Source organism: Microcoleus sp. MON1_C5, from assembly GCF_036701875.1.
Lineage (GTDB): Bacteria > Cyanobacteriota > Cyanobacteriia > Cyanobacteriales > Microcoleaceae > Microcoleus.
On the sequence record NZ_JAUBRN010000034.1, the window covers coordinates 19,794 to 44,813 of the forward strand.

Consider the following 25,020-nt stretch of genomic DNA (forward strand, 5'->3'; position numbering starts at 1 on the left):
CTACAAAATTTCATCCCACAGTTAGGAAATAATCAAATGAATTACAACGTAATTTATGACGGCAATTGCAATCTCTGCGTTACTTTGGTACAGTTACTAGAAACCTTAGACCAAGGCACGCGGTTTGAGTATATTCCCATGCAAGATTTAGAGGAATTAAATCGCTTTGGGATTACGTCTGGAGACTGCGAAATGGGGATGATTTTGATAGATGGCAACACCCCAGAACGGCGCTGGCAGGGCAGCGATGCGGCGGAGGAAATCGGGCGGATATTGCCGGGAGGCGAGGTGTTTGTGGCTGCTTATCGGGCAATGCCGGGGATGAAGTGGATGGGCGATCGCGTGTACGAACAAGTCCGCGACAACCGCTATACTTTGTTTGGCAAGCGATCGACTACTTACAAATCTGTTTATCCGGTTGGCTGTAGGTCGATCGACAATTGCGATAATAGCAAGGACTAAAGTCCTTACTACAAACAGGTTCGCAGTGAAAACTGAATTCCTCAAAAAGATTGATTAAACAAATCGAATATCTGCTGGCAAAAGTCTTTGAGTTTTTGCGCCGACTCCACCGCAGGTTCGGTTTGGCCGAGAAAATTCCAATTTTCCACGGTAGAAAAGTGCCACTGCTGACCGCTATGATCGTAACCGGCGGCCTCAACTCCGATCGCCCGCCGATATCCTTCGACCGGATCTTGGTAAAATCGGATTTGAATCAAAATGCTGCGGCTTTGCAGCAAGCGACTTCTACCGGGAAAATGGAAGCCAATGTCGATCGAATCTGGATCTACAAGTTCTCTGGTATCCTCGTCATTCATCCAAGGTTTCAAATCGACTTTTGCATCCGGGAATTCGGACTTGAATAAATTAACAACCGTAGCAATTTTGCTGGCAACTTCTATATTTTTGGCTTGTTCGGCAGCGTTCACTCGAAAAACTCCTATCAAATAGAGTTATTACATGATTTAGCTAACAATGTAACTGCATACTACCTGCTTTAAACAGTGAACTGTGGACTATTTGATAGATATTTAGGAGTTGACAAATTTCCCCGTGTGTGTTAAGCACCAGTCATAACATTTGAGAGTTGAGATTGGAGATTAAACAATTGGCAATGACTGATTCCGTAAACGTGGTGAATAAATTTTATCAAAGCGGCAGGGCGATCGCAAATTCCGTACCTTCTCCCAGCACCGATTCGCAAGTTAGTTTACCGCCGTGGGTTTCTTCTACAATTTGCCGGCTGATAGACAACCCCAAACCAGTACCTTTTCCTACTCCTTTGGTAGTAAATAAATGGTCAAATATTTTCGACTTGACCTCCGATGACATCCCTTGACCGTTATCTTTGATTTTAATCACCACGCTGTTGTTATCGTCCCCGAGATGAGTGATAATGGCGATCGTATTGGGTAAAGCTTCAATTTCAGCGTAAGTACGACCCTGATTGAATTCGTCAAAACACTCGATCGCATTTGCCAGCAAATTCATAAATACCTGATTCAGTTGCCCAAAATAACATTTAACTGGCGGGATATCTCCGTATTCTTTGATAATCTTAATCGCCGGGCGAGTATCTTTAGCTTTCAGGCGATACTGTAAAATCATCAAAGTGCTGTCGATGCCCTCATGAATATTTGCTGACACTTGATTCGCACTATCAGCGCGGGAAAAAGTCCGCAAAGACTTGCTAATATTGCGGATGCGGTCTGTACCTGATTTCATAGATAAAAGCATTTTCGGCAAATCTTCGATCAAATATTCTAAATCAATCTCCGATGCTTTATCCTCTAACTCATCTCCAGGATTAGGAAATTTTTCTTGGTACAGTTGTAAACAATCAATCAAATCTAAGCTAGCCTCAGCAGCCGCATCAAGATTGCCCGAAATAAAACCGAGCGGATTGTTAATTTCGTGAGCAACCCCTGCAATCAAGTTGCCGAGAGCCGACATTTTTTCGCTTTGAATGAGTTGCAGTTGCGCCTGTTGCAATTCATTGAAAGATTTTTCTAACTGTTGAGATTTTTCTTTCTCGCGCGCGTACAAACCAGCATTTTCTACAGCAATAGCAACTTGAGAAATTAACACTTTGAATACTTCTACTCTCTCTGCTGTAAAAGCCCCTACTGTCAAAGCATTTTCTAAATAAATTATTCCGCGCCGCTGAGATTGATAAATCATCGGCAAACAGAGGATTGATTTTGGTTGATATTTCTGAATGTAGGTATCTACCTTAAAAGGTTCGGCGACAGTCGCATTGTCTAAAACCAGATGCTTCTGACTGCGGTGTACGTAATTAATCACAGACAGGGGAACATCTTGACGATTTTCTACGGGAATAGAGGGTAAAAGGGTCACTTTATCCTCCGCAAAAGTGCCAGTAGCTTCTATGCAGAGGATATCGTTTTTCAGCAGCAGCAGCACTACTTTTTGAGCCGCCGCATTTTCTAAAATAATTTTGATTAATTTGGTCAACAATTTTTCAAGAACAATTTCACCGTTAAGGGCTTCCGCCGACTTAATAAAAGTAGTTAAGTCTAAGAAATCGCCTAAACTACTACTGGTAGTATTTTCAGTAGTTGTGCGGGTGACATCGAGGGTTGGGGTTTGAATTGTGCGCGTCTGTGCTGTTAAAAAAGGATGTGTTGATTCTAAGTGTTTAACTTTAGCTAGGGCTCCCCAGCGGATGTAGCCATAATAAGCTTTAGTCAGATATGCTTGAGAAACTATCTCTTTACCCCAAGCTTGATAAAATTCTCCTGCTAATTCATAGGCTAATGCTTCCTCTTGAATGTAACCGTTTTTGGCTGCTCCATCAATTGCGCGATCGTACAATTCCATTGCTTCAGTATTTTGCCCCAAAACTCGCGCTGTTTCCGCTGCAACCAAATCGTATTTGTGTTGATAATTCATCGGAGCATGAACTGCCCACTTTCTCATCTTTTTTTGGTTTTGTACAATTTTTTTTAGATATTGCTTTTGCTCTTCTTTGCCAGTTGCGGGATACAAGGCGAGGAGACTGAGAGAATAGTAAAAATTATTCACTGAAACTACATAAAATCCGGCTGCTGCTTCTTCATATTTCTCAAATAACCGTGAATTTTCTAAGGCTTGTAAGTAGTTTCGGAAGAGAAAATTTAGCATGGCTTTGGCATTATAAACCACACAAACTAGTATAAAGCTTTTAGATTCTATTAAAGCGGGGAGCGTTTTTAATTCATTGAAGCTCTCGCCGACTAAATAGCATGGTTCGACAGTTTTGCCACACAAATTGAGGGCAGTCTGTTTCTCTACACTTATATACTGTACAGCCATTTCTATTTGAGATTGCTGCATTAGTTTCAGATACTTACTTATCTCCTCGTCAACCTGAGCGAGAGGCTCTCCCATCCACAGTTTATAAGTACAATATATATTAATAGAATAAGCTGCATATTCCAACTCTCCCGTTTCCATCCCAGCTTGAAAACTTTCTTTTAGATCGCCTAATCCTGACTTGACAGAGGCTTTCCAGTGGTTAATAAAAGCACCAAAGGGTGTATAAACTCTACTTTTGATTGAACGGGATGGAAATTTGTCTAACATCCTAATTGCCAGTTGACCGAATTGGTAGGCCAAACTACTGTCCCCTAGCTTGTACATAACTACCCCATAAAAAACGTAGGCAATACTCGCATAAGGCGAATTACCATATTTAATGCACAGCTTGACCATCCTAGATGCCAGTAGCGGTACCAGTGGGGGCTTAGCCTGAACAGCAGTGCTGATAATCCCTGATAAAATCCGCATGGCTGCTTGTTTGTCGGGATCGGTCATTTCTGGCAAGTTAGCTAAATCCTCAATTCGTTTCAATCCCAAGCTCAGTTTTGTATTAATCACTCCCGCTAAAATATTGAAAAAATTGGGGTTTTGAGGAAAAGAAATGCCTAACAGTTTTAGCACTTCCAGTCCTGTATTTAGTGCTTCTATCAGTCGGATTTGAGCATTGTAAGAGTGGATTTGAAGTTCATAAACATTCACTTTTTCCAGTAGAGTTTTAGCTTTTTGCAGTACGATATGGACCAGTTTTTTTGAATCTTCATAGTTGATGTTTAAATATTCAGCTCCGGCTGTTGACTCGTAAATTGCTAAAGTTAAGTCATACTGACTTTGCCAACAATCCACTGGCAATAATTCCATAGCAACCCGCAAATACCTAACAGCAGCTTCATAAGCAGCCGCCGCTTTCGCCTTGCGTCCAGCAGTTAAATTTAATTTGGCTAACTGCGTCTTTTCAGCAGGCTGGCTAATGGTGTCAATTCCGACATTCAACTGATTGACGATATCAAAGATATTTTCTTCTAGCTTGTCTGGGGGAGTATTCTGTAACAGTAATTGACCGATCTTTAAATGGGTAGATTGCTTTTGATCTTCTGGAATTAGCGAATATGCGGCTTGCTGAACGCGATCGTGCAAAAATTTGTAACTAACCCGCGAAGTGTCTAAGTTGAGATAGATTGATTCGGCTCGATCGAAAACTAAAGGAATGCGATAAGCATCGCTCAAGGGCAGAATCAACCCTGCTTGCAAAGCTGAATAAAGTTCAGTGGCTGTAGCATTAGCTGAGTTTTCGCGGACAAGTGACAGGACATCAAGAGTAAATTTATCCCCCACGCAAGCTGCTAATTTCAAAACTTCTTGCGCCGCTGCGGGGAGCTTTTCAATGCGAGAAGCTACCAGTTCCACCACACTTTTATCGGTGATTCCAATGGCTTGGATTTCATCGAGACTCCAATACCAGCAACTTTGACTTACCTCATTTGTAATGTGATTAAATTCAAATTTCAAAAGAGAGTCTTGATAAAGTGCTTGGAGTAATTGGGTCAAGAAAAAAGGATTGCCACCTGTTTTATTCCCGATTAAATTGGCTAGATTTGTTACTTGTTCTGTGCAAGTGTTAAGTGTTTCAGTCACTAATTCGGTCACATTTGCTAAATCCAGCGGTTGCAACACGATATTGTTGACTCTTGTACCAGTTTTTTCAATCTCTTCAACAGTCTGAATTAAGGGGTGGGTCGGACTAACTTCATTGTCTCGATAGGCACCGATTAGCAACAAATATTCTTGGTCAGGGTCAGTTATCAGTATTTGCATCAACTTTAATGTTGCTGAATCTGCCCACTGCAAATCGTCTAAAAAGATAACTAGGGGGTGTTCTTTTTGGGCAAAAACGCGAATAAATTCTTTGAATACCCGATTGAAGCGATTTTGGGATTCTACAGGGGGGAGTTCTGGGACTTCTGGCTGTTTGCCGATGATTAATTCAACTTTTGGAATTACGTCGGCAATTACTTGGCCGTCTGTTCCCACTGCTGTTAAAATTTTAGTGCGCCATATTTCTAATGAAAGTGCACTTTCTGTTAGTAGTTGCCGCAGCAATGAGTTAAGTGCTTGGATTAATGAGGCATAAGGAATGTTGCGTTTTAATTGGTCAAATTTGCCGCTGATGAAGTAACCTTTTGACCTAGTAATTGGTTTGCTAACTTCGTTAACTACGGCTGATTTACCGATGCCTGAGTAGCCTGATACTAGCATTAATTCGCTGCTTCCTGATGCGGGCGGGTTTTGTTCTAAGGTTGTTGGTTTTTCTAACAAATTGTTGGCTAAACCAGCCCTTACACGTTCAAATGCTGCTAGCAATTCATTAACCTGATTTTCCCGACCGTACAATTTTTGGGGAATTAACAATTGGCTGAGAATATCTAAACGTCCGGGGATGAAGTCGGCAATTTGTCCGGTGGTTTCTAACTGATGCAAAGAAATTTCTAAGTCGGCTAACAATCCGGCCGCACTTTGATATCTATCTTCGGCATTTTTTGCCATCAATTTCATCACTATCTCAGAGATGGCGACAGGTATTTCAGAATTGATTTTATGGGGATATGTTGGTTGAACTGCAATGTGGCTATAAACTACTTCTAAGGGGTCGTTGCTGGGGAAAGGCAATTTTCCCGTCAGCATTTCATACAAGGTGATGCCGAGGGAATAAAAGTCGGTGCGGTAGTCGAGGGTACGGTTCATTCTCCCGGTTTGTTCGGGTGACATATAGGCTAATGTGCCTTCGACTGAGTTGGGATTGTTAAATTGCGGATTTTCTTTGTTGAGTTTTGTAGCAATGCCGAAGTCGGTGAGTTTTACTTGTTTTGTTTGCGTGTTAATTATGATGTTGCTGGGTTTGATGTCTTTGTGAATAATGTGCTGAAAATGCAGGTAGTGTAAGGCTTTGACTATTTGGATGGCGATGTTTAAATTTGCTCGCAGGCTCAAGGTTTCTCTTTCCAGAAGTTTTGCGAGGGATTCCCCGCCAAAGTCTTCTAAAACGATTCCTAATCGATGGTCAAATGTTTCGAGACTGATGGCTTTGACGATTTGTTCGCTGTCTAAATTTTTGCGGATTTGATATTCGTGCTTGAGCCTGGTAATGGCTTCGAGGGTGGGATATTCGGCTTTGAGGACTTTCAGAATTGCTGGGGGCGCATGTGTCGGTGTTTGTCCGCGATAGATTATTGTTTCGACGCCTTCGTGCAGAGTAAGATTGATTTGGTATTTGGATAATTTCAACATAATTTTAATTATAAATTACCGGATTTAATTGTCATTAAATTAACACTACTTTATCTTGATTTTGTGTGATTCAGATCGTGTATTTTTCGCTCCCAAATCACAGCGAATATATACTAAGTGACAACGCGGCCGTGTTCGCGGGTGTCAACAAAAATCTTAAATGTAATATCTGTCTGGTGTGTGAATCCAGAATGATTTCGCTCCGCCCTTTTTAAGGGGGATTGGAGCGATCGCACTGGGCCTAAAATACATAGGAGGGGATGGCAGCGATCGCACTGGGCCTAAAACAGGCAATTGAACGGGTTCTCAATCGCTGACTACCGTAACTTCACAGATAGTAGGAATAGATTCCGGTTCAGGCAAAATACGCACGCGGGCGAATTTTAAACCGCTGACTCCTTGCAGTGATTCTACCATGCCAGTCTGAACTTTTGGTTCTACCCAACCTTCGCGAGACAAGTAGCGCAAGTATTGTTGGTACTCTTCCCATTCGTCTTCGGTTGAATAAACTACCGTTAACATTCCTGGCTGGGTAATCCGCTCTTGTGCGTCTTTGTCAACGGCTTTTTCGATACGTTTTTTCACGAGTTCGTAGCGGATGTCGCGAGTGCCTTTTACGTCAAACATTTTTTCGGTGTTTTCGTTGTGAAAAATGTCGATCGTGGTATTCTGCACTAAGACTAAATGGGCGAGTTCCATGTTAATTTGAGACTCGGCTTGCAGGCGAAAAACTGTGCGACCGCAGTCGCAAATTGCTCGCAGTTGTTCGTACCGCAAACTGTGCAGGTGAAACTGGCTAAATTTGGGGTCGATCGATTTTCCTACATAAATCATGTGATCGAGCCCGTCGGTGCATTCGATGTCGCAGTAGTGGGGAAGAATTTGCTGCATTTTTTCTTGCCAGCGGGCCCAAGTTTCTTGGAGTTTGGTGCCGATTAGGTTCAGCATTTGGTCGTAGCGGGTGCGATCGCTGTAAACGCAGTTGTGTTCGTTTTCACAGGCTGCTTGGTAAGCTTCAACGGCTGCCTGAACCCTGGGGTCGCACTGCACAAAATAGTCAAAATATACTTCTAAATGCTCGTTTAAATACTTGGCTGCTCGCACCTCCATATCGACTGTTACTTTTTGTTTTAAACGCTGAATGTAGTCGAGCAAGTCGAGCCGCAGTTGCTCGCCGAGGTGGGTAGTTTGTGTTTGACAAACGGCATCAGCTATGACTAAAGCTAAGCGGAATTGTTCGAGCAAATCAGTTTGAATGGCTCGGTTTCTTTCGTCGCTAGAACCGCGAATGTCCGAAATTCCGTACAGCGGATGAACGTCAGCAAATACGATTGTTTCTGGGGGCAGTCCCCAACTTCGCCTTTCTGCTTCTTGGGCGAACCGCCACTCGACTGCGGGGTGGATGTTGTGAATGTGGGTAAACCGCTCCTGGATGGCTTGCCGCAGGGCTGCAATGAAGGCGGGAATGAGTTCTTGGGCGTGTTGAGCGTCAATGCCGTTGAAGTGGTTGGGCCGATCGCACAACACCCCCACGACGCCCAAAATCCGCTGCCCGCACCCCTCGCGGCTGACAGATTTGACTACCAGGGGCACCAGCAGCATCGATCGAGTTCCCATTCTCCGCAAAGTTCGATCGCACTCGGTTTCGCACTCCCTACGCAAGTCTGGCACGTTCCAAACTTGATTTGCTGCTGTGGCCTTCAACAAGTGAGAAGCTTCTAGGGAGTGCATTGAATAAAGAATCGGCTGCAAATGTTGGCCGTCTTTTGCAACTAAGAGCTGTACCTGTTCGCCGTCGAGGCGCAGCAGCAAAGTGCCGTCAGCATTGAAGAGCGATCGCAAACACCGATCGATTCTCTCAAATTTGTCAGGTCGCAGCATCGAATCTCGATCGATCAATAACTGAGTCAGACGGCGAATTTGCTCCTGCAGGGTGACATCAAAACCTTCTAGCAGCAGCAAACCTTCTACGCGGTAATTATCCAACTGCAATCGATCGGCTAACTTTTCCAGTTGATTCGGCTGCATCAACCAAGCTTCCCGTTCCGCAACAGGCATTAATTGTAAAGGAACATCCGCAAATTCATCTATTTTTGAGTCAATCCGAGTAATTTTTAACTGTTCCGAACCGAGCCAAAATTCAATAAATCTGGGTTCTGGGTGTTTGGGGTTTTTTACACTCGCCGTCACAGGTTCGTCTAGCACCCGCAAACCGTCGATGTCAATTTGATAATATTGCTTAAATACCCAGTGCAAAAGATGGCGGCGGTACAATTGTTCTGCTGTTTTGCCCCCCCAATCCTCGAACAGTTCCAGCAGAGTGAGGTGGGTTTCTGCAAACCAACCGTTGGTAGATTGAGTTGCCAAAGACGTTTCCTCCCAACCGGCCAAGCGACAAAATGCCGCGTTAGCATAACGCAGGGCAAAAGTTCCCGGTTCCACTACTGCGATTAAAACGCGGCGATCGCCAAGAAATTGAAACAGTCGCTTTAAATCTTGTTTCCACGTTTTCAAGCGTTCCATTTCAGCAGATTGACTAGGTACTTGGCCGGCCAAAGCTTCCAGTAGCTGTTCTATACTTGGTTCGCTGGGCAGATTGTTACTGTCTTGCTCTTTTGGGACGCTATCTGTAGCTGGCAGTGATTTTACGGAGTTGTTGTTGTTTTGAGGGGAAGACGATTTAGGAGTAGACATGAGTAAAACACCTGAAAGCAGTGGATTTTGCCAAAGAATATCAGCGATCGGCGATTATGGCTTTGTAAAGAGCTTAGATCCTGTTTGTAAAGTTTGTGTATGGGTATCGGAAACTGGGTTTTTTCTCGGACGATGGGCCCAGGGACTTTTACTTTTATTCACAAACAACCTCTCAGTCTCGACGTTATAGGTGATATTAACGTGTTTACCGCCTGGGGGGTAACACCCATTATAAGCGGTAGACAGTAGCGGATAGTGTCAGCAACTAATGCTATTTGACTCAGAGGCAAGATATATAGCAGGTTTGGGTTGAATGAAGCACAGCCCTGGTAATTGGTAATTGGTAATTGGTAATTGGTAATTAATAATTGGCAAGCTGGTTGCTTGTCACTAACTTAGCAAATTGGCGACCAAAATTCCAATATTACTTGCTATTTGGCAAGGCAAGAATTAACATATATAATACAGCTAACAGGATTTTTGAAAGGACATAGTTATGGCTTTAAAGGTTAACAATCTCATTGGCGATGTGAATGGATTTCCTGTATTTGCTGGGGGCGGGCCACGTGTTTTGGCATTCGCTACACCCGATGAGATTGACTTAGATGACGGAAGTTTGTCGTCTTTTCCCTGGGGAGTTTGGGGACTCGACGGCAACGATACTATAGGAGGTTCGTCGGATTCCAACGAACGGCTGTTAGGTAATAATGGCAATGATGTGATCGGCGGGGGCGGCGGGAACGACATCATTTACGGTGGCAAAGATGCCGATCGAGTGGACGGAAATGAAGGCAACGACGTAGTTAGGGGCGATGCCGGCAACGACATTATTTTTGGAGGCTTCGGCAGCGATATCCTGCGGGGAGGACAAGGAGACGACGATTTAGAGGGCAATGAGGGCAACGATTTCTTAGCAGGCGATCGGGGAGTTGACGTGCTCACGGGAGGCCCCGGTGGTGACATATTTGTGCTCAGAAGCAACGATGAAGCATTTGGTATAAATGGAGCCGATGTCATTACTGATTTTAAATTTGACGAGGGCGATCGCATCGGTTTGACGGAGGGTTTAACAGAACTAAACCTTTTCTTTGAAGACGACAATTTGATTGCTTACGATAATGACGGAATTATCAACGACATGGTGATTAAAAACATAATTACCGGACAGATTGTGGGGATAGTTCTAAACACGGACAACTTTGAACTTACTGGTGCATTTGAACAAGCGAGTCCGTTTGCATTGGCAGTTAACGGTTCTCAATTCCAGTTTTTAGCTTAGTTATGTGTAGGGAATTAGACGGGCTATAGAGCGAGTTGCGGCTAGGGGACACGGCAGTGCCGCGTCCCTACAGATAGCGGGCAATCTATCTATACGCAACCGTACTTTGCAGAATAGATATTAAAACATTTATCCCTTTATAGATTTTTTAGGCTCATCATTATTCCTCAAAGCCGTCGAATCCTTGAGACGGAGGTCATTAATTGAAAAAGTCGAAAAGGGCGATCGCACCCTCTTCACAGTCCAACTAGCGATCGCAGAATACATAAAAACTCACATTTTATAGCAGTTTTGAGAACAGGCAAGATGCCTGTTCCACAATATATGAATTTTAGGGCAGCAGTTTTAGAAACAGGCAAGATGCCTGTTTCACAATATATGAATTTTGTGGCAGCAGTTTTAAGAACAGGCAAGATGCCTGTTCCACAATATATGAATTTTCTTGTGGGGTGGGCTCCTAGCCCGCCCTGAAAGGATTATTCAAAAATTAGCAAAACATTAATCCAAACATCCGCATTTAGCCTTAAAATTAAAAAGACTGACTAGCCAACAATGCCCTATGTTTGAAGCCCTTGCCGATCGACTCGAATCCACCTGGAAAAAACTGCGCGGACAAAATAAAATCTCCGAGTCCAACATCCAAGACGCGCTCAAAGAAGTCCGCCGCGCCCTCCTGGAAGCCGATGTCAACCTCCAAGTCGTCAAAAACTTCATCGGAGAGGTAGCGGCCAAAGCACAAGGCGCAGAAGTCGTTTCAGGCGTCCGTCCAGACCAACAATTCATTAAAATCGTCCACGACGAACTCGTGCGCGTCATGGGGGAAACCAACGTACCCCTAGCCACCGCAGACTCCGGGCCCACAGTTGTCCTGATGGCTGGTTTGCAAGGAACCGGGAAAACCACAGCTACCGCCAAACTAGCGCTGCACCTCCGCAAACAAAATCGTACCGCACTGCTAGTCGCAACCGACATTTATCGACCAGCCGCGATCGACCAATTGCTGACCCTCGGCAAACAAATCGACGTACCAGTATTTGAATTAGGCAAAGACATTGACCCCGTAGAAATTGCCCGCCAAGGCATCGAGCACGGCAAAGAAATTGGCATCGATACCATCATCGTCGATACAGCAGGCCGCCTGCAAATCGACCAAGACATGATGGCAGAATTGGGGCGCATCAAACAAACAGTACAACCCCACGAAACGCTGTTAGTTGTTGATGCCATGACCGGCCAAGAAGCAGCAAATTTAACGCGCACCTTTCACGAACAAATCGGCATTACCGGCGCAATCTTAACCAAATTAGATGGGGACAGCCGCGGCGGTGCAGCCTTGTCAGTGCGGCAAATATCCGGCGCGCCGATTAAATTTGTCGGCGTCGGCGAAAAAGTGGAAGCCTTGCAACCATTTTATCCCGATCGCATGGCATCGAGAATACTCGGCATGGGCGATGTCTTGACGCTAGTAGAAAAAGCGCAAGAAGAATTCGACATCGCCGATGCCGAGAAAATGCAAGAGAAAATGCTCACGGCAAAGTTTGACTTTACCGACTTTCTCAAGCAAACCAGACTGTTAAAAAATATGGGTTCCCTCGGGGGCATCCTGAAAATGATTCCCGGGATGAACAAACTCTCAGACGAACAAATGCGGCAGGGAGAAGTGCAGCTAAAACGCACCGAAGCCATGATTAATTCGATGACAGTTGAAGAACGCCGCAATCCCGAACTTTTAGCAAGTTCTCCGTCCCGCCGCCGCCGCATCGGCAAAGGCGCCGGCTACGCTGAAAACGACGTAACTAAGCTGGTCAGCGATTTCCAGAAAATGCGTACCATGATGCAGCAAATGAGTCAAGGCAACTTCGCCGGCATGGGAGGAATGCCCGGAATGCCCGGAATGCCCGGAATGGGCGGCCCCGGAATGCAGCCCGGTTCCCGCGGCTATATGGGTGCCCAGCAGAAGAAGAAAAAGAAAAAAGATAAGCCTAAAAAAGGTTTCGGACAGTTGTAGAAAGCGTCAAACATATTGCACCATTGTCAAAAATTTGTAGGGGCGGGTTCACAGATCGTAATTGCCTAAAACGCATAATTTCGTAAACCCGCCCCACCCCGTGCGAGAGTCCTTTAACTTTTTTTTGTTGCCGAGTTCAATCTAAAAAAAACTGGAATTGAAGATGGTACAAATATTTACTGAACCAGAAACCATCTCTATAGAATTGCCTAACGCGATCGGCCTCTTTGTCACCCCAGAACAATTCGAGGCCCTAGCATTGGCAAATCCCGACTTGAGATTAGAGAGAACCGCAGCAGGAGAATTAATAGTGAATCCACCCACCGGAGGAGAATCCAGTAGCCGCAATCTCAGTATCAGCGGGCAACTCGGCAACTGGTGTGAAACACACGAAGATTTAGGAGAAGGCTTTGACTCTTCTACCGGATTCATCCTCCCCAACGGTGCTCGTCTTTCTCCCGACGCTTCCTGGGTGAGTCGAACTCGGTGGGAGGCCTTGACACCAAAACAGCGAAAAGGCTTTGTTCCCCTGTGTCCCGACTTTGTAGTAGAATTGTGATCGGCATCCGATAGTCTCTCCACCCTTCAAACTAAGATGCGGGAATATATCGACAACGGCGCAAGATTGGGCTGGTTGATTGACCCACAAAACCGGCAGGTAGAGATTTATCGACAGCAAGCAGAAGTAGAAATATTAATCAATCCTGCCGAGTTATCCGGGGAAGATGTATTGCTAGGATTTGTGTTGAATTTAAGGCGAGTGTGGCGTTAGATAGCTTTTGATACCAAATCCGCACAATCCCAGATTCCGCACCCCCCAACGGGCAGCGTACCCTGCAAAAGTGCGACTCGAAGTCGATCGTCAGAGACAATAGTGAATCAAAATATCGGAAATTATGTGTTACTGAGCATAAACCCGTTAGGAATTCCTAAACATTAACCTTCGGGCATGAGGTAAATTTTATTAATTCATAAAATATCAAAAATCATACCCAAACTAACTCTTAATTCTCAGCAGAATTGAGTTCGCATGATGAGAGTAGGCTTTTGGGCCGTTCCCACAAGAGATTCATAAAATTTATTGCGGCCCAACTAAATGGCAGGTCAGCTTACTACCCCTACTTTTATGCCTAATAGTTCGGTCGCCTTTTCGCTGTCTACAGGCTTAGAAAATAAATATCCTTGCCCCAACTCACACCCCAACTCTCGCAGTTTCTGTAGCTGTGTTGGCGTTTCTATGCCTTCTGCCACGATATCCATACCTCGGCTGCGAGCCAGCGTCACAATCGTCTGGATAATTTCTACGCCACAGTTATCTGCCCCAATGCGGCTGACAAAAGAGCGGTCAATCTTTAAGGTATCAATGGGAAACTCGTGTAAGCGGCTTAAAGAAGAGTAACCGGTGCCAAAGTCGTCGATACACAACTGAATGCCTAGAGCTTTTAGCTGCTTCAACATCTTTTCTTCCCTGGATACTGTTTCTAAAATGCAACTTTCAGTAATCTCTAGTTTTAGACAGTAACTGGGAATGCCAGTCTGCTGCAAAATGTCCTCAATTCGATTGAGTAGGTTTACTTGCTTGAGCTGCACGCCGGAAAGATTGACATTAATCGCCAAGGGAGGTGTGTGGGGAAACTGTTGCTGCCAAATACCGATCTGGTGACAAGCTTCCTGCAAAACCCACCACCCTAGTTCATTGATCAAACCAGTTTCTTCCGCCACAGGGATAAACTCGGCAGGCGGGTAGATAATGCCAGATGCGTGATGCCAGCGCACCAAAGCTTCAAAGCCACTCAGTTGCCCTGTAGAAAGGGAGACAATTGGCTGGTAGTGAACGCAAAATTCTTGTAGCGCGATCGCCCTTCTCAAGTCGTTTTCCAACTGCAAGCGCGCCATCGCAACAGTTTGCATCGCTGGAGCGAAAACTTCGTAACGCCCTCTGCCTTGAGCTTTAGCGTGATACATTGCGATATCCGCATCTCTGAGCACGTCTTCTGGGCGATCGTAACCCATTGTGCTAAAGATAATGCCAATGCTGATCTCGGTAAATACTTCATAATCATCCAAATTAAACGGCTGCCTTAATTGATGTTGGATGCGTTCAGCCACCCTGTTTGGTTCCTCAATATCTTTAATATCTTCCAGCAACAGCACAAATTCATCTCCTCCAAACCGCGCAACTGCATCTGTGTGGCGCAAACAAGCTTGCAGTTTACGAGCAACGCTTTTTAGTAATTCATCCCCAACCAAATGCCCGAGGCTATCATTCACTACTTTAAAGCGATCTAGGTCAATAAATAGCACCGCATATAAATAATCTTCACGTCTGTACGACAAGTCGATCGCCTGTTGCAGCCGATTCATAAACCAAGCGCGGTTAGGCAACTCCGTTAGCGCGTCGTGAAAAGCATCATGTCCTAATTTTTTTTCCCTTTCCAACAACTGAACATGAGCCTGTTGAAGCTCGTTCACAGCTTGTCTAAGTTCAGCCGTTTGAGAAGCCACCCGTTCCTCTAACTCAGAAGTGAGTTTCTGCAAGGCCGCTTCCGCCTCTTTTCGCGCTTCAATTTCCTCTTTGAGAAGCACATTTTGCTCTTCTAGGGTCTTGGTCACATTTCGCAGTCTCAGGTGTAGTTGCACGCGGGCTAGGACTTCTTCTTGCTGAAAGGGTTTGGTGATATAATCTACTGCCCCCATTGACAGACCTTTAACCTTATCCACGCGATCGGTAAGAGCAGTCATAAAAATCACAGGGATATCTTTCGTTGCCACAGATGCTTTTAAGCGGTAGCAGGTTTCAAACCCATCTATACCCGGCATCATCACATCTAACAATATGATATTTGGCGAAACTTCTTGTAGCTTCTCAATAGCACTTTCCCCATCCTTAGCCACTAAAACCTTGAAGCCTGACTCCTTCAATAAATCGAACAGAATTTTTAGGTTATTCGGGTTATCGTCAACAATTAAAATTACATTTTTTTTGTTGTTAAACATTTTACTCCTCTAAATGTCTTTTTACAAAAGCTAGTAGTTTTTTTTCTTCAAAATTATTGGAAAATTGCAAGATTTTATTAGCAAAGGGTAGATAGTTGCCGTCTATCTGCTTGAGTCTATTGGCTTCCTGCTCAACAACTTCAATATCGCCGATCCGAGCCGCATTAAACAGCGCTACCAGCTCTGTTGATGGTGGTATCACAAGCTCACCACTCTGAACATTTAACACATTAGTTAAACCTTCCCGCTGTTCGTTCCCTAAATCAGCAGGTTGGTCGTAAATCCATTCGATTTGCAAGTAATTCTTTAATACTTCCAGCAATTCGTCTACTTCGATAGGCTTTGACAGGAACTCGTTACAACCTGCTTCGTGGCTATTTTGGCGATCGAAGTTAAACACACTGGCGCTGGATGCTATCAAGATTACATCTTTAAACTCTGATGATTGTCGCAAGCGTCGCGACATTTCAAATCCATCCATTACTGGCATCACTAAGTCTGTAATAATCAGATCGGGGTTAAACTCAGCAGCTTTAGCTAAACCCTCTGTTCCATTACAAGCTTCCATGATTTGAAAACCTAGGGGTTCTAAAATATTTCTAAGAAGAGAGCGATTTTCTAAGCGATCGTCTACTAGCAGAATTTTAGTTTTATGACCTTTAAATCCAATTAAATTCATTGAAGTATTGCTCGAATTGGGCTCAATATATTCAGATGATTTAGTCAACTCTAAATCTAGAGAAAAAATGCTGCCTTGACCGAGTATACTCTCCACTTTTATTTCGCCTCCCATCATTTCAACAATTTTCTGTGCGATGGCTAATCCTAACCCAGTGCCTTCTGCCTTCTGTTGGCTATTTCCAACTTGTTCAAACGGTAAAAATATTTTTTCTAACTGTTCGGGGGCCATCCCAACCCCAGTATCTTGGATATGGAAACGAACTTTAGTAAGTGATGATTGGTCAGAGTCTTCCCCGTTACCTATTACGCCTACCTTAAAAATAACACCTCCTTTTTCTGTAAATTTAATAGCATTGCCCAAAAGGTTAATCAAAACTTGGCGCAGTCGTTTTTCATCAGCATTGACAGCGTTAGGAAGTTGATTTAATACTTGATAATTAAATGTAATTTCTTTTTGTTCGGCTCGGATGCGGCACATTTCCACCACGCCCATCAGAAAAAAAGGAAAATTAAAAGCTGAACTGTAAAGTTCCATTTTACTGGCTTCAATTTTAGAAATATCTAAAACATCGTTAATCAGGGTGAGTAAGTGCGAACCACATTGGTGAATAATTTGGATAGCATCTTTTTGTTTAGGAGTGGTAGTTTTATCGCGTTCCATAATTTGAGCGTATCCTAGAATTCCGTTCAGGGGGGTGCGGAGTTCATGGCTCATGTTGGCGAGAAATTCGCTCTTGGCGTGGTTAGCAGTATCAGCGGCAATTTTTGCCTCTTTTAGCTCACTTGTCCGTTCTTCTACTCGATTTTCTAGCTCTGAGTTGGTTTTTTCTAAAGCAGCAAAAGACTCGCGCAATTGCTGTGCCATTTGGTTAAAAGATTCAGCGAGAACTCCCAGTTCATCTATGCCATTTACGTCTACTTTTTGGTTTAATTGACCGCTAGCGATCCCTCTACTCGCTTGACTCAAACGAAAAATAGGATGGGTAATCCAGCGGGAGGCGAGGATTCCTAACAACGTCGCCAGCACTAACGCTAAAACGCAGAGTAGGATAGTGCTGCGGGTATTGGCATTGATTTGCTCCATAAAGTCGGCTTCTGGAACAACTACAACAATCAGCCAATCAAGACCTCGACCATCTTGGAAGGGGGATACTTGCACGAATTCCCGCTGACCATTTAGGATGAAGTCTAGTTGCTGGTTGCTGCTAATTTCGGTGAAGTTACCAAAGCGTTCTATTAAATGCTGCGCTGTACCTTTTATCAAAGGAACGCCGCTTTTAATCGCTTTTAATCTTTGTGTTTTTTTGCCATTTTTGCTGTTAAAAAATGGCTTCTCGGCGGTGGAAGAAGCCACTAGCAAGCCAGAGCGTTCTATGATGAAAGTCTTTCCAGATTTACCAATTTTTAAACTTTGGAGAAACTCGCCGATTTGTGAGAGGAACAAATCGGTACTTACCACTCCTATAAAAGTCCCCTTTTTATCGTAAACAGGTTGGCTAGCGGAGATTCCTAGGCTAGGTTGAATATAATATTGATAAATTTTATTCCATTGGGGTTTGCCTGCAACTTTTGCGGCTTTATACCAGGGTCGAATGCGGGGATCGTACTCGGGGTGGGTTTCCTTAAACTGAGTCGGGTTGCCCTCTCTATCTGCCCTGATGATCGTATTAAGAAAATTAGTAGATTTATCGGTTATTTCAATAACAACACTGCCATCATCCTTATATCCAGCACCCGCATATTCTTTTCTTTCCCCTCCAAAACTAATGTAACTAACCGTGGGAAATTGCTTGAGCTGCCAGAAGAGGTAACTTCTCATCGCACCCATATTGTTTGGATTCCACAACCCAAAGCGGCGAATGGCATCAGCGCTGATGCCATTGACTAAATAAGGCGTTTCCAAGTAAGTGTTTAGTTGTTGATTGATGCGGGCGAGTACCTCCGTTCGTAATTGGCTAGTAACATTGTTGACGGCCGTTTTGCCGTTGCGTAGCGAGAGCCAACCTGTCAGTCCCACAGCAACAAAGATTTGCAGCACGAATGGTACGACTAAGACGAGGCGCAGCGGGATTTTTTGAGGGCTTTTTGCAACTTCGTCCTCACTTGCGATTAGTGTCATGGCGGAGTCATTTTAGTATTTGGATTGTATCAATAACAACAGTCGCTTACCCTTGGTCATTTAAAGCGATCTCTAGGGAAATTCTTGATTCCCTCTATATTAAGTACACCTCCATTTACTTGTAGGCCAAGACCTCAATATGAAGTTATTTAAGCATACAATTATATTCAGGACTTAGGCACTATACGGTCTGAAACCCAGAGCCATCCTGACCTCCAGAGCCACCCTTAAAAAGACGGGAACCACTCCCGGGAGAAACCGCTTCAAAAAAGGGGAACCGCTCCCGGGAGCCACTTGAAAGCCCCTTAGTCAAGGCATTGGGGCGATCTGGTAAGTCCTAATACTGTTGAGTGCATAGTGCCTAAATCAACCCTAAACTCAACTTTGCCATTAGTTCAGGTTAAATCAGATGCGAAGCTTAAAAAGATTTGGCTGCACGGGCGATCGCCGGAAACGCAGCGGGCTGATCGAGATAGCGTTGAAATCCGCTGTTTGGCAGTTTCGTTTTTTCTTCCAGGGATACGTCTAATCTCCAACACCCCATCTAAAAACGATAGTCGCACCCCCGGAGGCGAGAGATGCAGTTCAACAGCCTTAAACTCTCTCCAACTTAATCAGTCAATTAAGATATAGCAATCCTTGCAGGAGTCGTAAATTTTTGACCCCACCCCAACCCTCCCCTTATCAAGGGGAGGGAGTAAGAAATTCACAAATGATTTAGGATGGCTATAGGTTCATCAAGCCTTTCTAAAATTGTTTGTAAATTTGTTGTCATCCCAACCCCTGCTTACTCAATCTAATCTTAATGAGATTTGCGTTTATGGGTGTTCATCTGCCCGCATCTGCGATCGCAATTATTGCTGTCCCAAAGTTCCCTTGTACTCGTCGGGTACAAATTCCGTAACCACTTGGCCGCCACCGCCGTCGCCTTTGACAATCACAGTTTGATTTTTCAACTCTCCCGCCGCCCTCGGCCCAGTCAAATTAAACACCGGATTTAGTTGCTTGTAAACAACATTTCCTTCGGCGTCGAAAGTCTGGTTAGTTAAATACCACGTTACGCGATCGGTATTTAATTGAGCTTGACGTTTTTCCCCAATTCCCACTACATTTCCAGTCAAATAAAAGATTTTTTTCTCTAAATCTCCCCGCCCCGTATCCCCAGTCATCGTCACCTTTTCCACGCGGTGAAAAACCTTCACAGGCCCGGGCGATATGACAGATTGCGCCGGAAAATTCCAACTCATCAAACTGCTTTCTATTTGCAGCGGCGGGTCTGATGGCATCAACTGAGCGTTTTGCGTCAGCGTCGCAATCTTGGTTTTTAAGTCTACATCTACTTGGTCAGCAAAACCGCTATCTGTTACTGTTTTATCTTTGTATCTGTCAATTTGAGTCGGTTTGTCGCTGTTTACCTTTTGTTGATCCACAAACCACACTAAGTGCTCGGTTCGCAATTGCAAAGCCGGATCTTTAACATTCGCCACCACAGATCCGAATAACTCCATTCTCTTAGCCCTACTGAAAACCCGCGCTTCCTTCGCTGAAGCCGTCACCTGTTTGTTCTCTCCCGTCAAATTGTTGCGGACAACTAAAACATCCTCCTTTGGTCGCCACTCCAACTCATTTCCGCGCAATACCACTCCATTTTTTAGGTCTTTAGCGACTATGTTACCTTTGAGAAAAACTTGATTTCCTTCCTGAAATACCTGCCCCGTTTCTCCCTGAATGTCGTAAATTTCTTTGCCGTCCTGAAACAATTTGCCCACGGGTTTCTGAACGTTAACTATCTTTTTATCTTTGCTATAAACGGCATTTTGCGAGTTTACTTTCCAGAACGTCTCGCCCTTTTCGTTTGCTTGTTCTAGAGTTACTTTGTTTAAAGTTAAAGTGCTGTTTGACTGTTGAGCAGTTTTGAGATCCTCCGCTAATTTGTTCTTTTGAGTCTCTTGCGGAACCGCACAAGCACCAATCCCCAAAATCAGTGCTGATAAAAATAGCAGCATCAATTTTGGGGATTTGAAATTGGGAATTTGGGATTTGAGATTAATCATTGGGAAGGGGGAATTGGTAATCGGTAATTGGGAATGGGGAATGAGGAATTGGTAATTGATAATTGGGTATTGAAAAACACTTAATCAAAAATTAAAAATGTGTCATACTTGGTCTAAATTTTTAACTTCTAATTCTTAATGATTCAACCCATTAACGCTCACCTATTAACCTTTACCAATTACCCCTTACCAAATCCCTATCTGTCGTCGTGTTCCTCCATCAAGCTCAGACCCGACAAAGGGCGGTAAGCATAATTAGGGCGCGATGTTTTTTGGATGTCGTCCTTAATCATTTCCAAATCGATATAGCGATCGGCTACATTAATCAAACTGTCGCTCGTCATCGATCGCAAACTCACCACCTCAACCCGCACGCCGCGATAGCTCACAGCGTCTACAGCATAAGCCAAATCGCCGTCACCGCTCACCAGTACCGCCGTATCGTAAGACCCCACTAAAGCCATCATATCCACAGCGATTTCTACATCTAAATTCGCCTTCTTAGAACCGTCAGGCAACTGTACCAAATCCTTAGAAATCACCCGGTAGCCGTTGCGGCGCATCCACAGCAAAAACCCCTGCTGTTTCTCGTTAGTGCGATCGACACCCGTGTAGAAAAAAGAGCGCAGCAGCCGCGAACCCGCAGTTAAACGGCACAGCAGCTTAGTGTAATCAATCTCAATTCCTAACTGCAAAGCCGCGTAAAAAAGGTTAGAACCGTCAATAAAAATTGCTACTCGACCGCGATTTTCTAGAACCTGTTCCGGCGTAAAAAGATCGTTGCTTTCTATTCTATTCAACATGATTGTTATGCCTCAATTTTTATGAAAGATTGGTAAGGAAATAAGTGCTAATTCGTAGTCTGTCATAACACCCAGAGCGCTGGCTGCCAACTATGAAGGTACTGTTTACAGCAGTTCGAGCCGCTTAAAAACAGGTTGGGGTTCCCCCAGAGTTTGGTTTGCCGGCAAAGCGCCCCAGGCAGCATGAGCTGCAAAATTCGCTAAACTGTTAACTGTAACTCGATCGTTAAAGTCAATTGAAAAACCTAGCTGCTGATAGATAGCGTTGCTGATATTTGGAATAATCGGCGATAAAAGGTAAGATGCTAGTCTAACAGATTCCAGAACAGAATATAGCACTTGTGCCACACTTTCGATCTGTCCCTGCTTGTACAAACTCCAAGGTGCTTGCACGTCAATAAACTTGTTACCGGCTCGCACTAATGCAAGCACGGCTTCGGAAGCCTTGCTAAAAGCCAACTCTTCGTAAAAACCCGCTACTTGAGCCCCCAAATCCAGGCTCATAGCCTTGAGAAGGTTGTCGCCGTCAATGTTTTCTCCCAACACATTCGGTACGCAACCACCGCAATATTTTCGAGCCATGTTTAGGGTACGGTTAAGCAAATTTCCCAAATCATTTGCTAGCTCAGCATTCAATATATTGATAAACCGAGTTTCGTTAAAATCGCCGTCCTCTCCGAACTCAATTTCTTTGAGAAAATAGTAACGCACTGCATCAGCGCCGTATTTGTTGACCAATTCGACAGGGTTTAAAGTATTACCCTCCGTTTTCCCCATTTTTTTGCCGTCTTTGGTCAAAAACCCGTGTGCGAAGACGCGACCCGGCACCGGCAGATCCGCTGACATCAGCATTGCCGGCCAGTAAACTGCGTGGAAGCGAAGAATATCTTTGCCGATCAAGTGCAAGTCAACCGGCCACCATTTAGATAAAGCATTCTCCAACATCGGGTCGCTGTCCGGATCTAGCAAGGCGGTGACGTATCCCAGCAAAGCGTCAAACCAGACGTAGATGCTGTGACTGGGGTCAACTGGCATTGGCAGACCCCATTCGAGATTTACTCTAGAAATCGAAAAGTCTTGCAGTCCAGAGTTGACGAAACTGAGCACTTCGTTGCGTCGGCTTTCGGGCGCGATGAAGTCGGGACGTTCTGCGTACAATGCCAGCAGTTGGTCTTGATACCGCGACAGACGGAAAAAGTAATTTTCCTCGTCGCGCCACTCAACTTCCTTGCTGGTGTGGACGGAGCACCGATTTCCGGGCAACAATTCCCGTTCATCCTTGAATTCTTCACAGGAGACGCAGTACCAGCCTTGCTGCTGGTTCAAGTAGATGTCGCCGGAGTTCCAGACGCGCTGGAAAAATTCTTTGACAATGTACTCGTGGCGCCGCGAAGTTGTGCGGATGAAGCGATCGTACTGGATGTCGAGTTGCTTCCAAAGCGCCTCAAACGCCGGAACCACTGAATCGCAGTGAGCTTGGGGCGATCGTCCCAAACTCTCGGCTGTCCGCTGAATTTTCTGCCCGTGTTCGTCCGTCCCCGTAACCAGCAAAACAGATTTGCCCCGCAGCCGCTCAAATCGGGCTAGGGCATCCGCAGCCATAGTCGTGTAAGCACTGCCAACGTGAGGTAAATCGTTTACATAATACAGAGGCGTTGTTATCGCAAAGGTATTTTTAGTTTTATCAGTCGATTTCATTGAATGCTAAAAGAAAATTCCCTAAATTCCGTTTCGATCTTAACTCAGCGGTTAAATTTTTTATGGAGTGGCAATCAAGCCAAATTCACTGCAAGTTATTTGCAATTGTTTAACCCGGGCTATTCCCAAAAGAAATATTGCTTTCATATCAACACTAATCTTTTTTAGTTCTTTTTGACGAACTCTCTAAAATGTCTTAATATTTTGACATTCTGCTGCCTTGGGAAGCGACGATCGCGGGCTTCGGGCAGCCTCAATTTATTTGTCGCAGCAGCTATCCCTAGAGCGGGCGATCGCCCACCCGGTTTGCAACAAAACTGATGGGTTGGGCTGCTAAACCTGCCATTCGACTAACACTCGGCGACCACTTTCTGTAAATGTGCGATCGCTCGCCATCGCAATCTTTTTCTTCCAAGCGCTGGAAAGTCGCTCCCCCGTAACTCCTGCCACTTTCCGAGCCGCTCACGGACGCAGAAACCGGGTTGTTTTGGAAACTCTCTGGTCAAGCGCGAAGCTTTAGTTTCTTACCCCAAAACATAGTATAAAACCCACATTTCGCACCCTCAACTCTCACTATCGGTTTTTACTTATTTTGATCCAGCAATAAAACTATAAATTCTACTGTTATACCGTATATTAACGGATAAATAACTATTTAAAAGCATAATTTATTACTTCAAGGATATAGTTTTCTGCGTAATTATACTGTGTAACACCCCTGGGTGCGGAATGTGGGATAAAAGCCTAGGTTTTTTGTCACAAAACCCGGTTGATAAAGGTTGCGGGTACGTCCACAGACAATAAAACCCCAAGCCAGTTAAGCTTGGGGCTCTCACATTAGGGTGCATCTAACAAGGGATGATCCGATCGCCCTCGATCGCCATCAGGAAAACTCACTCGATTTCCGCCAATAGCTTCTGACAAATAATTGGCTGCAGCTTCCACAACCGCGATCGCATTTTCATAAACCATCCGCGTCGGCCCCAAAACCCCAACACTACCCACCGGCACTGATCCCCGGCGGTAAGTCGAAGAAATCAGAGTACAGCCACGAATTGGTTCTAAAGAATTTTCCGAACCAATACGCACCGTTACCCGCTTCCCGGGGATGTCCAACTCAGGCGATTCAAAAATCAAAGGCCAAAGCAGTTCTTGCTCTTGTTCGAGCAGTTGCACCAGGGTTTGAACTTGCTGCAACTGCGAAAACTCAGGCAAGCGCAGCGCTTCTGCTAAACCGCCGATCAGAATCCGCGTGTAGGTTGGATTGCTTTGGCGGCTGCTCAAAGCAGTCAGCATGGTTTCCATCCACTCAGCGTACAGTTCAAAGTCCCGGTCTAACTCGCTCCAGTCTACAGTCGAGAGTTCCGAGAGCGATCGTCCCCGCAACTTGCTGTTCAAAAAATTCGACAAAATCTGCAATTGGCGATCGACGATTTCGACATCAGGCGTGTTACCTTCTGCGTCCCTCGGCAACTGCACCAAAACCGACTGAGTTTCGTAAGCATCCGTCACCACGATCAGCATCACCTTTCCCGGCTCTAGCTGCACCAGTTGCAAGTGGCGCAAGCAAGCCATATTGGTTTGCGGTATGGTGATCATGGCTATGTAACCGCTGATAGTTGCCAGGATTTGAGCCGCGCCGCGGAGTGCCGCGTCCATGCGGCCGTCAGACCAATTGAGCTGGTCTAGTACCTGTTCGACCTTGCGGGCCAGCGTATCAGACGGCTGGATCAACTGGTCTACATAAATTCGGTAGCCCGAGTCAGAGGGGACTCGTCCTGCCGAAGTGTGGGGCTGATAAAGCAGTCCAGCTTTTTCAAGAGTCCCCATCGCATTGCGAATTGTAGCTGGGCTGACGCTGAGGTTGAATTCGTCAGCCAAAGCTTTTGAGCCAACGGGTTCCGCTGTAGCTATGTAGTGGCGAACCGTTGCCCAAAGGATGTGTTGTTGCCGATCGGTGAGGTTAACGCGCACAGATATTTAAGCAGAATTAGAATTTAGAGTTGAAAGCCACTATTTAATCGAAACGTCTGTCCGAAGAGGGCGAGCGGGCAGACTTATCTATTTAAGATAACAGATTTAGG

The 25,020-nt window shown here is 44.9% G+C and carries 15 protein-coding genes and 1 pseudogene; 5 read left to right on the forward strand and 11 right to left on the reverse strand.

Annotated features, from left to right (window positions below; translation table 11 throughout):
- Positions 1 to 36: 36 nt before the first annotated feature.
- On the forward strand, positions 37 to 462 hold the full coding sequence (locus QUA71_RS17480) for a DCC1-like thiol-disulfide oxidoreductase family protein (protein ID WP_333286845.1): 426 nt from the start codon (positions 37 to 39) through the stop codon (positions 460 to 462).
- 41 nt (positions 463 to 503) lie between these two features.
- On the opposite strand, the gene QUA71_RS17485 is transcribed toward QUA71_RS17480, so the two are convergent.
- From QUA71_RS17485 to QUA71_RS17495, 3 genes are all read right to left on the reverse strand, one after another.
- Positions 504 to 929 (reverse strand): hypothetical protein, encoded by a 426-nt coding sequence (locus QUA71_RS17485; protein ID WP_190656362.1) that lies wholly within the window; start codon positions 927 to 929, stop codon positions 504 to 506.
- A 220-nt stretch (positions 930 to 1,149) separates the two neighbouring features.
- Positions 1,150 to 6,603 (reverse strand): AAA family ATPase, encoded by a 5,454-nt coding sequence (locus QUA71_RS17490; protein WP_333286847.1) that lies wholly within the window; start codon positions 6,601 to 6,603, stop codon positions 1,150 to 1,152.
- Positions 6,604 to 6,909: 306 nt separating this feature from the next.
- Positions 6,910 to 9,297: a GAF domain-containing protein gene (locus QUA71_RS17495; protein WP_333286849.1), complete on the reverse strand. Its 2,388-nt coding sequence runs from the start codon at positions 9,295 to 9,297 to the stop codon at positions 6,910 to 6,912.
- Positions 9,298 to 9,793: 496 nt separating this feature from the next.
- Between QUA71_RS17495 and QUA71_RS17500 the strand changes: the two genes are divergently transcribed.
- The 4 genes and pseudogenes from QUA71_RS17500 (at position 9,794) to QUA71_RS17515 (ending at position 13,356) form a co-directional block, all read left to right on the forward strand.
- Positions 9,794 to 10,576, forward strand: a complete 783-nt coding sequence (locus QUA71_RS17500; protein ID WP_333286851.1) for a calcium-binding protein — start codon at positions 9,794 to 9,796, stop codon at positions 10,574 to 10,576.
- Between the two features lie 306 nt (positions 10,577 to 10,882).
- Positions 10,883 to 11,047, forward strand: a complete 165-nt coding sequence (locus tag QUA71_RS17505; RefSeq protein WP_333286852.1) for a hypothetical protein — start codon at positions 10,883 to 10,885, stop codon at positions 11,045 to 11,047.
- An 88-nt stretch (positions 11,048 to 11,135) separates the two neighbouring features.
- Positions 11,136 to 12,584 (forward strand): signal recognition particle protein, encoded by a 1,449-nt coding sequence (gene ffh / locus QUA71_RS17510; RefSeq protein WP_333286853.1) that lies wholly within the window; start codon positions 11,136 to 11,138, stop codon positions 12,582 to 12,584.
- Positions 12,585 to 12,747: 163 nt separating this feature from the next.
- Positions 12,748 to 13,356 (forward strand): annotated as a pseudogene (locus tag QUA71_RS17515) (Uma2 family endonuclease).
- Between the two features lie 332 nt (positions 13,357 to 13,688).
- On the opposite strand, the gene QUA71_RS17520 reads toward QUA71_RS17515, so the two are convergent.
- The 8 genes from QUA71_RS17520 to hrcA form a co-directional block, all read right to left on the reverse strand.
- Positions 13,689 to 15,581 carry an EAL domain-containing protein gene (locus QUA71_RS17520; RefSeq protein WP_333286855.1) on the reverse strand — a complete coding sequence of 631 codons (1,893 nt, stop codon included), beginning with the start codon at positions 15,579 to 15,581 and terminating at the stop codon, positions 13,689 to 13,691.
- A 1-nt stretch (position 15,582) separates the two neighbouring features.
- Positions 15,583 to 18,381, reverse strand: coding sequence for an ATP-binding protein (locus tag QUA71_RS17525; RefSeq protein WP_333286857.1), 2,799 nt, complete (start codon positions 18,379 to 18,381; stop codon positions 15,583 to 15,585).
- A 418-nt stretch (positions 18,382 to 18,799) separates the two neighbouring features.
- Positions 18,800 to 18,925, reverse strand: coding sequence for a hypothetical protein (locus QUA71_RS17530; RefSeq protein WP_333286859.1), 126 nt, complete (start codon positions 18,923 to 18,925; stop codon positions 18,800 to 18,802).
- A gap of 310 nt (positions 18,926 to 19,235) precedes the next feature.
- The gene (lptC, locus tag QUA71_RS17535; RefSeq protein WP_333286860.1) at positions 19,236 to 20,435 is read right to left on the reverse strand and encodes an LPS export ABC transporter periplasmic protein LptC; all 1,200 of its coding nucleotides are present in this window, start codon (positions 20,433 to 20,435) and stop codon (positions 19,236 to 19,238) included.
- Between the two features lie 197 nt (positions 20,436 to 20,632).
- Positions 20,633 to 21,238 carry a LabA-like NYN domain-containing protein gene (locus tag QUA71_RS17540; protein ID WP_006631885.1) on the reverse strand — a complete coding sequence of 202 codons (606 nt, stop codon included), beginning with the start codon at positions 21,236 to 21,238 and terminating at the stop codon, positions 20,633 to 20,635.
- Positions 21,239 to 21,343: 105 nt separating this feature from the next.
- On the reverse strand, positions 21,344 to 22,936 hold the full coding sequence (gene metG, locus QUA71_RS17545; RefSeq protein ID WP_333286862.1) for a methionine--tRNA ligase: 1,593 nt from the start codon (positions 22,934 to 22,936) through the stop codon (positions 21,344 to 21,346).
- Positions 22,937 to 23,216: 280 nt separating this feature from the next.
- The gene (locus tag QUA71_RS17550; RefSeq protein ID WP_333286864.1) at positions 23,217 to 23,402 is read right to left on the reverse strand and encodes a hypothetical protein; all 186 of its coding nucleotides are present in this window, start codon (positions 23,400 to 23,402) and stop codon (positions 23,217 to 23,219) included.
- Positions 23,403 to 23,773: 371 nt separating this feature from the next.
- A complete protein-coding gene (gene hrcA / locus QUA71_RS17555) occupies positions 23,774 to 24,916 on the reverse strand; it encodes a heat-inducible transcriptional repressor HrcA (protein ID WP_445243797.1) in 1,143 nt (380 codons plus the stop codon).
- Positions 24,917 to 25,020: the final 104 nt, after the last annotated feature.

What these genes read in the sequence shown, in the direction of transcription:
- QUA71_RS17480 (WP_333286845.1), top strand. Translation starts at nt 37, where the DNA reads ATGAATTACAACGTAATTTATGACGGCAATTGCAATCTCTGCGTTACT.
- QUA71_RS17490 (WP_333286847.1), bottom strand. Translation starts at nt 6,603, where the DNA reads ATGTTGAAATTATCCAAATACCAAATCAATCTTACTCTGCACGAAGGC.
- QUA71_RS17495 (WP_333286849.1), bottom strand. Translation starts at nt 9,297, where the DNA reads ATGTCTACTCCTAAATCGTCTTCCCCTCAAAACAACAACAACTCCGTA.
- QUA71_RS17500 (WP_333286851.1), top strand. Translation starts at nt 9,794, where the DNA reads ATGGCTTTAAAGGTTAACAATCTCATTGGCGATGTGAATGGATTTCCT.
- QUA71_RS17505 (WP_333286852.1), top strand. Translation starts at nt 10,883, where the DNA reads ATGCCTGTTCCACAATATATGAATTTTAGGGCAGCAGTTTTAGAAACA.
- ffh (WP_333286853.1), top strand. Translation starts at nt 11,136, where the DNA reads ATGTTTGAAGCCCTTGCCGATCGACTCGAATCCACCTGGAAAAAACTG.
- QUA71_RS17520 (WP_333286855.1), bottom strand. Translation starts at nt 15,581, where the DNA reads ATGTTTAACAACAAAAAAAATGTAATTTTAATTGTTGACGATAACCCG.
- QUA71_RS17525 (WP_333286857.1), bottom strand. Translation starts at nt 18,381, where the DNA reads ATGACACTAATCGCAAGTGAGGACGAAGTTGCAAAAAGCCCTCAAAAA.
- QUA71_RS17530 (WP_333286859.1), bottom strand. Translation starts at nt 18,925, where the DNA reads ATGGGGTGTTGGAGATTAGACGTATCCCTGGAAGAAAAAACGAAACTG.
- lptC (WP_333286860.1), bottom strand. Translation starts at nt 20,435, where the DNA reads ATGATTAATCTCAAATCCCAAATTCCCAATTTCAAATCCCCAAAATTG.
- QUA71_RS17540 (WP_006631885.1), bottom strand. Translation starts at nt 21,238, where the DNA reads ATGTTGAATAGAATAGAAAGCAACGATCTTTTTACGCCGGAACAGGTT.
- metG (WP_333286862.1), bottom strand. Translation starts at nt 22,936, where the DNA reads ATGAAATCGACTGATAAAACTAAAAATACCTTTGCGATAACAACGCCT.